Source organism: Sphingobium sp. Z007, from assembly GCF_900013425.1.
Classification (GTDB): domain Bacteria; phylum Pseudomonadota; class Alphaproteobacteria; order Sphingomonadales; family Sphingomonadaceae; genus Sphingobium.
Window position 1 is genome coordinate 1 of the sequence record NZ_FBXK01000006.1, and the last position, 10308, is coordinate 10308.

Annotated in this window: 10 protein-coding genes and 2 pseudogenes; 5 read left to right on the forward strand and 7 right to left on the reverse strand. The window is 59.1% G+C overall.

All coding sequences use genetic code 11. The features are described 5' to 3' along the window. Window positions 1-240 precede the first annotated feature (240 nt). Together CEQ44_RS25310 and CEQ44_RS23695 are read right to left on the reverse strand one after the other, a co-directional pair. On the reverse strand, window positions 241-474 hold the full coding sequence (locus CEQ44_RS25310) for a hypothetical protein (RefSeq protein ID WP_306424895.1): 234 nt from the start codon (window positions 472-474) through the stop codon (window positions 241-243). 11 nt (window positions 475-485) lie between these two features. Continuing rightward, window positions 486-788, reverse strand: a complete 303-nt coding sequence (locus CEQ44_RS23695) for a type II toxin-antitoxin system HigB family toxin (protein WP_021226795.1) — start codon at window positions 786-788, stop codon at window positions 486-488. A 552-nt stretch (window positions 789-1340) separates the two neighbouring features. Here CEQ44_RS23695 and CEQ44_RS23700 point away from each other — a divergent pair. Next, window positions 1341-1964, forward strand: a complete 624-nt coding sequence (locus tag CEQ44_RS23700; RefSeq protein ID WP_256960057.1) for a helix-turn-helix domain-containing protein — start codon at window positions 1341-1343, stop codon at window positions 1962-1964. A 504-nt stretch (window positions 1965-2468) separates the two neighbouring features. Further along, on the forward strand, window positions 2469-2747 hold the full coding sequence (locus tag CEQ44_RS23710; RefSeq protein WP_088181639.1) for a hypothetical protein: 279 nt from the start codon (window positions 2469-2471) through the stop codon (window positions 2745-2747). 113 nt (window positions 2748-2860) lie between these two features. Here CEQ44_RS23710 and CEQ44_RS23715 read toward each other — a convergent pair whose 3' ends face one another. Then, on the reverse strand, window positions 2861-3259 hold the full coding sequence (locus CEQ44_RS23715; RefSeq protein WP_088181638.1) for a VOC family protein: 399 nt from the start codon (window positions 3257-3259) through the stop codon (window positions 2861-2863). A gap of 280 nt (window positions 3260-3539) precedes the next feature. Between CEQ44_RS23715 and CEQ44_RS24170 the strand changes: the two genes are divergently transcribed. Continuing rightward, window positions 3540-3989, forward strand: a complete 450-nt coding sequence (locus CEQ44_RS24170) for a hypothetical protein (RefSeq protein WP_140419254.1) — start codon at window positions 3540-3542, stop codon at window positions 3987-3989. On the opposite strand, the gene CEQ44_RS24635 is transcribed toward CEQ44_RS24170, so the two are convergent. After that, window positions 3978-4130 carry a hypothetical protein gene (locus CEQ44_RS24635; RefSeq protein ID WP_176400167.1) on the reverse strand — a complete coding sequence of 51 codons (153 nt, stop codon included), beginning with the start codon at window positions 4128-4130 and terminating at the stop codon, window positions 3978-3980. The two genes, CEQ44_RS24170 and CEQ44_RS24635, sit on opposite strands and share 12 nt — an antisense overlap. Before the next feature lie 2 nt (window positions 4131-4132). Next, window positions 4133-5365, reverse strand: coding sequence for a MobQ family relaxase (mobQ, locus tag CEQ44_RS23720; protein ID WP_254913915.1), 1233 nt, complete (start codon window positions 5363-5365; stop codon window positions 4133-4135). Between the two features lie 146 nt (window positions 5366-5511). Between mobQ and CEQ44_RS23725 the strand changes: the two genes are divergently transcribed. Then, a complete protein-coding gene (locus CEQ44_RS23725; protein WP_088181637.1) occupies window positions 5512-5787 on the forward strand; it encodes a mobilization protein in 276 nt (91 codons plus the stop codon). Next, complete coding sequence (locus tag CEQ44_RS25205) at window positions 5780-6043, forward strand: hypothetical protein (RefSeq protein ID WP_256960058.1); 264 nt, start codon at window positions 5780-5782, stop codon at window positions 6041-6043. The genes CEQ44_RS23725 and CEQ44_RS25205 overlap by 8 nt, the downstream gene beginning before the upstream one ends. Before the next feature lie 236 nt (window positions 6044-6279). Here the strand turns inward: CEQ44_RS25205 and CEQ44_RS25315 are convergent. Both CEQ44_RS25315 and CEQ44_RS25435 read right to left on the reverse strand, forming a co-directional pair. Next, window positions 6280-7143, reverse strand: a pseudogene (locus CEQ44_RS25315) (recombinase family protein). A 142-nt stretch (window positions 7144-7285) separates the two neighbouring features. Then, window positions 7286-10168: pseudogene (locus CEQ44_RS25435) on the reverse strand (Tn3 family transposase). Between the last annotated feature and the right edge of the window lie 140 nt (window positions 10169-10308).

Genomic DNA, 10308 nt, shown 5'->3' on the forward strand with positions numbered 1-10308 from the left:
GACTGGGCCAAGATCGAGCGCCAGCTATACGGATGCACCGCCAAATGGGACGCCAAAGCCCAGACGTGCAAAGGAAAGTGGGTGCCCCTCTACGAGCAGCAGCCCTGATTTAGCGCGATAATTGATATTCGCGGACAAGGATCGATGCAGGAACATGCCATGCCCGTTCGATTTTGCGGATCATGTGGAGGGTCAGCCCCCGCTTGCGGGCCAGAACCTCGGTCGCGCGCGATTGCCCGATCAGGGACGCCAGATCGGCACGGGTGCGCCTTCCGCCTCCATGGCCGCTTCAATCGCTTCCACCGGGTCCAGCTTGTCGACCGGCCACCGCTTCCGCTCATATTCATCGACCAGGGTTGCCAGCACATCGAGACGATCCTCGTCCGCGCTGCCCGCTTCCGCGCTCCAGAGAACGCGGATTTCATCGACCGCCGCCCGATGGTCGTCATCGTTCCTGATAGGTCTGATATCCATTTGCCTGTCCTTCAAAACTGATCGACGGTCGCGGCGTCGATGCGGTCATATTCAGCATGTGTCCCAATAAACTTTATGAAAGCGATCCCTCGCCGGAAATGGAACGCAACGATCATTCTATGATCGCCGCCCGCCACTTCAAATCTAACCCGTTCTGCCGTCACCGTTTTTGCTTTTGAAAAATCGGCCATGACTTCGATTGTCGAAGACCAGTCCGCATTTTCTGCAACCTCGAGCCAATGTGTCAATGACGCACGGGTCAGGGGATGCGTCGCGAAATAGGCTACGATGTTTTTGCGGGCGATGATCCTCATGAGCGGGCTATGTCATTTCCCAATATGGGAAACAACCCCTTAATTCCCATATTGGGAAGCTGTAGAAACTGGCATCAGTCCGGTTTCCCTTCTGGTGCCCGTCAGGGCACGCCAAGCCCTTGGATCGCACAGACCTGCCCCCAACGGCACCCCTGCGCTCTACGAGCCGGAAATCGCCTCCTACACCTCCTGATAGCCAATTGGGACCTTGCAGCATTGCGCAACGTGGAAGGGGTAGGATTCCTATCCGAGTACGCCCAACGCGTGCCGCGACTAGCGGCACTCAACGTTCACTTTTTGTTCTGCTCTAAAGGGGTTGCTTCGCCAGCGCTTAAGTTCGCGCTTGCACCCCCTTTAGATTACATAGAAGGGGCGAAAAAAACACATAGCTAAATCAACGAGTTAGCAGGGGGGGTGCGTCACCAGCTATGACGCACCCCTGCGTCACCAGCTATGACGCACCCCTGCGCCATCCTTGGCAATCTATTTACACTCTATGTCCAATTTATTGACTTGAAATAGGTCGAATAAACCGCCACCCATGTCAAATTATTGGACAAGGATGACGCACCCCTGCGCCATCTGCGGAGGGTTTTGAAAATGTCCGAGTTGGTGAAGCGACAACCACCAGGCCACTGGGTTCAAACAGAGCGGGCAGCCCATGAAGCATGGGCTAGTCTGATCGAGAAAGCTCCTAAAGCTGCCCAGCTAATGCACATCCTAACCGCACGAGTTGGTGAACATAATGCTGTTGTCGTAAGTCAAAAGACCTTGGCAGCATTGATGAAATGCAGCCGTCGCACAGTTCAACGCGCCGTAGATGTTTTAGCCGAGGATCGTTGGATAGAGATACGTCAGATTGGGGAAAATGGCACCGTAAATGCCCACATCATCAATGATCGGGTAGCATGGTCGGGTAAGCGTGACGGCCTGCGCTACTCGCTGTTCAGTGCTGCGGTCATCATATCGGAAGCGGAACAACCTGACTTTGAGGAACTGGGCCAACAGGTGCCGCTCCGCCGTTTGCCATCATTGTTCCGAGATGAGCGCCAATTACCAAGCGGCCCCGGACTCCCCCGCCAGCGCAGCCATTCCTTGACGGTATGGAACCAGACTTGCCTGCCACCCAACAGTCGGAACCTGACCCAGCGATGCAGGAGGAACTCTCCCAGCTAGTCACGGGCCTAGGTAACAAACTCCGTGCATCCGATACATCGCCCGATGATGATGCAACCGGTATATAGATACTACACAGGACACCTTAACAGCGAGTGACACTATGAGTATCACCCTAAGAGAAGCGTCGGAAAAGGTCGGTGTCACCCGCCAAACGCTCATGAAAGCAATCAAGACAGGCCGCGTTTCTGGCCAAAAGTCAGATAATGGCGAGTGGCGGATTGAGCCTGTCGAACTGTTCCGCGTATGGCCCCCTGTAAATGAGGTGCAGCAACCTTTACAGCCTGATATAACAGGTAGTGACACCCCGGTTTACAGGCTGAAAACAGGCTGTTGCGTGAGCAGGTTGCGGAACTGCGCGAAGAACGGAACGCTTGGCGAGAACAGGCACAACGGCTTGCCCTGACCGATCAGCGCGCTGCCCCTCAACCTACTCCACAGCGCGGTTTCTGGTCGCGCCTGTTCAGCCGCCAGGGCGACAGCCCTAGCGGCGAGGAATAAACCATGGATGCTCCAACCGGCCCTTTATGGTCCCAAACGCAGGCCATTGCCTATGAGGTCGCGCTGGAGGCCATCAACGATGTGATCGCGGGATATAGTGAACAGATCGCGCTAGAGCAGACCCATCCCTCGCCGAACACAGCCCGGATTACTTGGCTGGAAATGCGAACCGATCAGGCCGTTTCAGTCCACCACTCGCTTAACGTGTGCGATGACGGCAACGTGCAGCAGGTAATTTCAGAATTTAGTGCTATCGTCCGCGCAAGGGATGAAGGGCGCTGATCCTAATGGAACCTGTCGCAAAACGCCTGATTGTCGGTCGGGAAGAGAGCGCCCTGCTGCCCCACCAAAGCATTGGCGGGCAGCTGACTCAGGCTAAACGATGCAAAGCAGCGTCATTTGGGGAAGTGGATGCCGCATAGCTTGTTTCCATCTGGATCGCGGAAGTACGCGAGTACGATCGTACCCATAGACGCTGTTTCGCGAGGGCCGGGCGCTAACTCGATCGACGTGCCACCATTGGCGACTGCAACATCATGAAACTGCTTCACCTGCTCTGGCGAATCGCATGAAAAAGCAACTGTGCTGCCATTCGCGACGGTTGCCGATTCGTCATTGATCGGCTGGGTGACAATGAAATTGGCCCCATTCCCACTGTTGTAGATCAGGCGCGTGTGGCCACTGTCGGCCACGTTGATCGTCGCCTCCCCAACTCCGAGGGTGCCAAGCACCGTGTCGTAAAAGCGCTTTGCCCGCTCGATGTCGTTCGATCCAACCATCGTGTGAAAAAGCATGCATCTTCTCCTACTTGGGCCGCGCCATGATTGAACACTGCCCGTGCTCGGCTATAGCAGGATCGAGCGTCCGGTCACGCTTGGATCGTTGGGCTGAGGTTGGGATGCTTGAGCCGATAGGGACAGAAGTCGAACCTTGGTCGATGGGCGACAGGCAGCTATTTTCGCCCTCGTTCGTGTCGCCTGCTCTAAAGACGACTGGCGGCTATCGCCTGATTGTCGGCCGTGCATCTGTTTGTAAGATAATTCCACTACCTCCGCAAAGGCAGGAGGATATAGAATGGCTGGCTATTCGGACGCACATGTTGTGCGGTTTAATCGTTATCGCGTGATAGCGGCATCCACATTTCGTGTACTGCGATGGTCTGTTGCATTACCACTTGTGGGGTTAGTCATTCTCAACATCATGTTGCCGCTGATGCTGTTTCCGACTCTGTTTGCGCCTTGGCTGATGATCAAATCGTCAATGAAGGCAGGTTTTGTCCCAAGCCTAATTACGGTCGTTGTTCATTTCTTCTTGGCGAGGCGTACCCCCCGATTTTGGATGATCCCGATCACCGTTTGCGTCTCAACCGTGACCGCATGGCTTTGGTGGGGGCTGGTTTTTGAGTTCGAACCTTCAAGAGCGAAAGCTCTACGGGATCCGAGTTGGATTGTTCTGGGGATCGCCGCGTTGGCATCACTTCCTCTCGCAATCTGGGCGCGGCCGACTGGCAGATCAATCGTCTAACCGGTTGTCGGCAAACACATGAATCCGCGCATGGCTAACCGGCACACTCACGACCGCGCCGCCGCCGCGATCTGGCTGCACGAAAAACCCTGCCGGATTGAGAATATGCACGAAAACCCCGATTTCAGGGTTTTCCGTCATCCTCATCGGCTCATGCCACGATCACGTTGCAGGACCAGCTCGCGCTCATGGAGCAACTGGCCCACCGCGCGCGCCATCTGGGGTTCGCGCTGGATCCGCTCGATGTAGAGATCCTTGGTGTGCTGGTTCGCCCCGTTATAGGCATCCACCGCCTTGCGGAGCGCCTCCGGGGTCGCCTTCCAGTCGCTGTTATGGTCGCCATAGCCATGGGCGCCCGCATCGCGCTTCCCGGCTATGGTCCTGAACTTCTCCGCCACCTTCTCACGGTCCTGCGCCTGCTGGCGCTCCTGTGCCTGCTCGCGGGTGCGCTCGGCGACAAGCCGCTCCTGACGCTGCGCCTCGGCTGCATCGCGCCGATCGCGATCGACCGCGCCGCTCAAGGTGGCCGCGAACGCATGCAGCCTCCCCGATATCCGCTGCCCTGCATCGCGCAGCCACTCGGTCCCCCGCTCTATATACTGGCGCAGGCCCCGCTGCTCGATGACGCCGGCGTTGTGCTGGCCCACCATCGTTACTGGCTCATAGGCCCGCCCCTCCCGCATGGCCTGATGCTCGGCACGGCGCTCCATCGCCGTCGCGCTCGGCCCCATATGCACGGTCGCCTCCTGCTCGATTCCGCGCCGCTGGTGGCTGCGATGGTCCACCCGCTCCGGGACGTTCGCCCGTTCCAGCGCCGCATTCTGCATCTCGGCCCACCGGCCACGCCAGCGCTCGACCTCCCCGCTCGTCTTCTGGTCCAGTTCGCGGGTCTTCGCGCCCAGCCCTTCCGGGCCGATCCGCCGCGTCGTCGTCAGCAGATGGGCGTGGTGGTTGCGATGGTCGCCCTCGCGACCTGGTGCGTGGATCGCCACGTCCACCGCCACCCCATGCCGCTCGCTGATCTCTCGTGCGAAGCCCAGCGCAAGCTCGCGCCGCGCCTCGGCCGACAACTCGGCGGGCAGCGCGATTTCATATTCGCGGGCGACGGTCGAGTTCTTGCGCGTCTCTGCCTGCTCGGCGGCGTTCCAAAGCACGGCCCGGTCACTGGCCCACGCCGGGGCATCGGCGGGCACGACAAGGGCGTTATGTTCGACGCCCTGCTTGCGGGTGTAATCGTGGACGAGGCCGGTGCGCTCGTCCGTGATTTCGACACCCGCACGATAGGCTGCCGCTGCCGTCGCGCTGCGACCGGCGGAACGGCCTATCGTCTTCACCGCAAGATGGAAACTTGCCATCGCCGCGCCCTTGCTAGCCATGCGGAAGCATGGCGCGGGCGACAGCCCGCTGGGGTTCAGGGGTATCCCCTGACGCACGCAAACGCAAGTTTGCATAAGTGCGCCCTTCCTCTCTTTCGCTCGGTCGGGTCCGGTGCTATTAGTATCGCACAGCGAAAGGATTGACCATGGCTGCTCCAACGCCAGAGGCTATCGAAACCGCCCGTCGCAAGGTCCAGCAGGCCAAGGCCCGGTTGCAGGCATTGGAAGCCCGCGCCATCACCCTTAACCGCAAGGCCGATGCCCGCCGCAAGATCATCCTCGGCGGTCTGCTCCTCGATGCCGCCATGAAAGACCCCGCATGGGAATCCCACCTCAATGACCTGATGAGCCGGATCAGCCGCGATCAGGACCGGAAGGCGTTCGAGGGCTGGACCTTCAAGGGTGGCCCCGCCGATGCCTGATCCCTTCGACCCTGCCGAGTTTGATGCTCCCCCTCCCTCCGATCCCGGCGCAGACTATCGCACCCTGCTCGACGCCATGCGCAAGGCCGGGGCCGAAGGGGTCGCCCAGCAGGTCGCCGCACTGGCCCAGAAGATCGAGCAGGACGCCCACCAGCGCGCCGAATGGACCGCACAGGCAGGCGTGGGGGTCAATGCCCTCACCGAGCCGCTGGGGAGCTTCAGCGGGTCAGCGCAGGGGTCTGGTGGGATCGCCTGAAGGAATGGATCACCGCCAATGCCCTCCACCGAGCCGCTGGGGAGCTTCAGCGGGTCAGCGCAGGGGTCTGGTGGGATCGCCTGAAGGAATGGATCACCGCCGCCCTCATCGGGCTGGGACTGATCTTCGCCGCGGCCCTCGCCTATCGCTGGGCGCAGGAACCCAAGATGGCCCAGTCGGCCCGAAGCTGCGATTTTGGCCAGGTTGAAGAACGAACACTGAACGCTTGATTGATTCTACCAGGACCGTTGCTGACCACCGACCTCGTAGATATCGGCTTCCATGGAGCAATTGTAGCTCTCTGCGATGTTGAACATCTCGGAGAGGAGGCTTTGGATTTCCTCATCAAGGGAAATGCCATCCGGATCGGGGTCATAGGCGACGGTCAGTTTGTAATCACAATTGCCGTTTTTTACCATGGCGTAGTCGCGTTCCAGCATCGCCTCAATCCGCTCCCGAGCGGGTTTCTACCTCTTCCACGCTTGTTGAAGTTCTCGATAATCAGATGCAGGGCGATGCTGGCAGTGGGCGGCTTTTCCGCAGTTTGGTCTGTGACGGAATAATGTCGAGCGCCCGATAGACGGTCATTCGTGAGACCTTCAGGTCGCGGGCAACGCGGGCCTGCTGGCGCCGGCGGCAAGGCGACGGCGGATTTCATCGTCATCGACGTTCTTCTTCCGGCCTTTGTAAACGCCTTCGGCGCGCGCCGCTTCGATCCCGGCGCGCTGACGATCCTTGATGAACTTCAGCTCCATATCGGCGACCATGCCGAGTATGGTGATGACCATTCGCCCCATGTCGCCCGCCGTCGTCACCTCTGGCTCAAGGATGCGCAGCGAAGCTCCCTTTTCATCAAGCTCATGCACCAGGTTCAGGACATCGCGCGTGGAGCGGCCGAGCCGGTCGAGCCGCAGCACGACCAGCTCGTCGCCGGTGTGCATAAACTGCATGATCGTTTCCAGTTCCGTGCGCCCGCTCCGCGAGGCCCCCGATCCGGTCTCGGAACGGATAATTTCGCAACCTGCATTCTTGAGGCGGCCAATCTGGATATCCAGATCCTGGTCCGTGGTGCTGACGCGGGCATATCCGATACGAGCCAAGTGCAAAATCCGTCACATTAGGGTGGCTCTTGCAGTGTATCGTCACATTGAGCGCAAACCCACCCTTTTGTGACAGACGAATGGTGTCACTCGGCCCTATCACTCTGGGGTGTACCCAAATGTTATAGGCCGATCAGCCGCCTCACGCTGCAAGCCGTCCAAAATCAATCCGGTCGTTCAGGTCGAGGTCGAAGCGGCCATAAGGGTTCACATGACTGTAGATCAACGGCGTGAGACCACGATAATCTTCCGGCGTCATCCGCCCCGCCCACTTCGGCTCAACCAGTACGGTCTGAAGCATGCGGGTGTTCACATACACCAGCGACGCTTGCAGGAGGTGTAGCGCCAGAACGGAGATTTCCTGCTCATGGATGCGGTTGGTGGCGATCTCGCCGCCCTTGCCGAAGAACACGAAACCATTAGCGCCGTTCCAGTTCTCAACCACATTCAGCCCTTCGTGGATCTCGCGGCGGAATGCCTCCTGACGCAAATACCGGCATAGGAAGATTGTTTTGACCGCGCGGCCGAGTTCACTCAGCGCCTTGTAGGTCGGGTGCATCACTTCGGCTCTGGCAAACCGGAGCAGGATCGCTTCCGGATCGGCGGTGCGCGATTGCATGGCAGCGGCATATTTGACCATTTCGTCATATTGTTGCTCGATCTCGTCCCAGTCGATCGGGCTGGAGAGGATCGGCAGTAAATTGGAAAGCCGCGTGCGCATGCCGGCTTGGGAAGGGCCAGTTTCTGGCGTGCCACTGCTTTCAGCCGCGGGGCAAGCTCAAATCCAAGGAGTCGGCAGAACGCAAAGCCGACTGCGCTCTGGCCGTGGCTATCGACGTACTGGCGCTGGATTTCCATGTCGGTGCAATGGCGTAGCACGCCTTCGATCATGGAGGCGACCTCCGAGGAAGAGCACCGCTTGAGCTGGGAATAAACGCAGGTCGCGCGCTTCTCCACATGCCAGTAGATCATGACGCCACGGCCGCCATAGCGGGCGTGCCATTCCGTCATCAGGTTGCGGTCCCACGCGCCGAACTTCGTTGAATCGGACGCGCATGCCGTGCCCGCATCTCCCCATACTGCGGCATTGCGGATTGCCAGTGTCGCGTTTGCTACCCGCGCGCACGCCTCCCTCAGCGCTGGCGCGTGGATGAAACGGCGATGGACATGCAGCAATTCCTCGTAACTGACATCGGGTGTTGCGCCAGCGACCCGCTTGAGCCCGGCGTTCGTGCCCAAGCCATAGAGACACAGCAAAAGACGCTGAGCCAAGGCTGCTTTCGACAGGGTAACCCCGCGAGGCCGACGTTTCGAAAGCATCCATCAATCCCGTGTCCAGAGCAGCCTCTTTCAACACGTCCAGCAGTCCGGTCATCGGCCAGCGCTGACCGATCTCGCTTTTGATCGAAGCGAGACCCTTCGGTTCGGGCAAGGGCTTGAACGGTGTAATCGATATCCGGTTGTCGCCGCGCCACAGGAGCCGGACCTTGTCGTTTTGTGGAATATTGGCATTGAGGAGCAACAGTTCCCGTTCAAGCTCCTCCCGGATCGAGGCGCAAAACGCCTGCGCATCTGGCGTCAGGCTGAGGCCGGAATAGTACGCATCTCGCCTGATCTCGAAGTCCTTGGGAAGATCGTCATCGGGATTGCGATAGCGATCCGCCCCGACCACCCAGATTTCTTTGGAGCGGATGCGGTCGCGCAGTTGCGTCAGGACGCAAAGCTCATAGCTGATCCGGTTTACCCGCCCATCGTCATCAATGACGGAACTGCGCCATCGCGCTGGAATCACCTCATCGATCGGAACATCCTGCAATGGCACGAAGCGGCATCCGCCATCCACCTTGCTCCTGATCCAGTCGAGGGCCGCCAGGACCGGCCGCCACACCGCGTTGTTCGACCGGAACTCAAGTACGGAAAGCAGGCTTGGCAGCATGCGCCGGTAATGATTGGCCCAGGAACCACGCATCACCTTGTAGATGCGCCGGTCCAGAGCGCCCTTCGCATGGCTCTCCTTGACGATCGCCGCCAGCTTGGCCTTACCGGCGATCGGGAAAATGACATCGCAGATGCGCCCCGATGGTTCATTGATCGAGGCGCTGGCGATCTCGACCAGCAGGCGCTCCTTTCCATAGACCCGCTCGATGTCTTTCGCGATATCGCCCACCACCTTGCGTTTCGAGCGCGTTCCGATCTTGTGAACGGTTTCGATCAGCAGGTCGATCATCGCGTCAGTGAGTTGCGCCTCCCGCGACATTAGATAAATCGCATAAAGGCCGAGCTGTCGCGCCGGCGCATGCCGGCGCATCTCCGAGGCCTTTTCACCGGCAACGCGGCGAACAATCTGATCGACCCATGGCTTGCCCGTAGCCGTCAGGAGATCATGGGGAAGATCAAGTCTCTGGATAAAGGCGAGTTTCTCGGTCACGTCGAGAATGTTGTCGAGCGTTGCCTGTCCGGCGTCACCCTTCATCCTGTTGAATCCGGTCGAGCTGTCCGGATCGGCAAGCGAGGCTTCCAATAACGCCACCGCATCTGACGAAAGCCGATCACTGGCTCCGATCAGCCAGGTGTCCAGATAATCTTGCCGTTGTGAGCGAACGACACGTTCAAGCTCCTTGCGCGACGGCCCATAAATACGCCGGTCCCGGCACCACAGGAAAACATGCTCAAGCATGGCATTGATCGACTGGCCGCCCGGGCACAGCTCGCCAGCAATCCATTCCGTCAATTGCGCGCGATCCACCCGCTTCATGCGGTGATATCCAAGATGGATCAGGATCTCCGCACAATGCCGTCGTGCTGTCCGACTGGAAAAGTCATAACCGGCTATCTCGCCAGCCTCGACACCGAGTTGCTCGGCCAGATACGAGAGGCCATCGGTAGGGATTGAGCCGGGATCGATCGCGAAAAACCCCAGGGAAGCGAAGAATTTCAGCTGCGCGGCGAGGCCAAGGCGCGTCAGGGCCGGCTTCGAATTTACAAAATCAATATCGGCAAAGCTCAGGCTCCATCGTCCGATCAAATCCCGCCCGGAATACTCCGATCCATCAACCCACTCCCTATGATGGAGCGAACTGTCCTCTTCTATGATTTCCATCGTCAATACCGAATGCCACGTTCCCAAAACGTTCTCCGACTTGGCCAAAATCGCAGCTTGGGGCC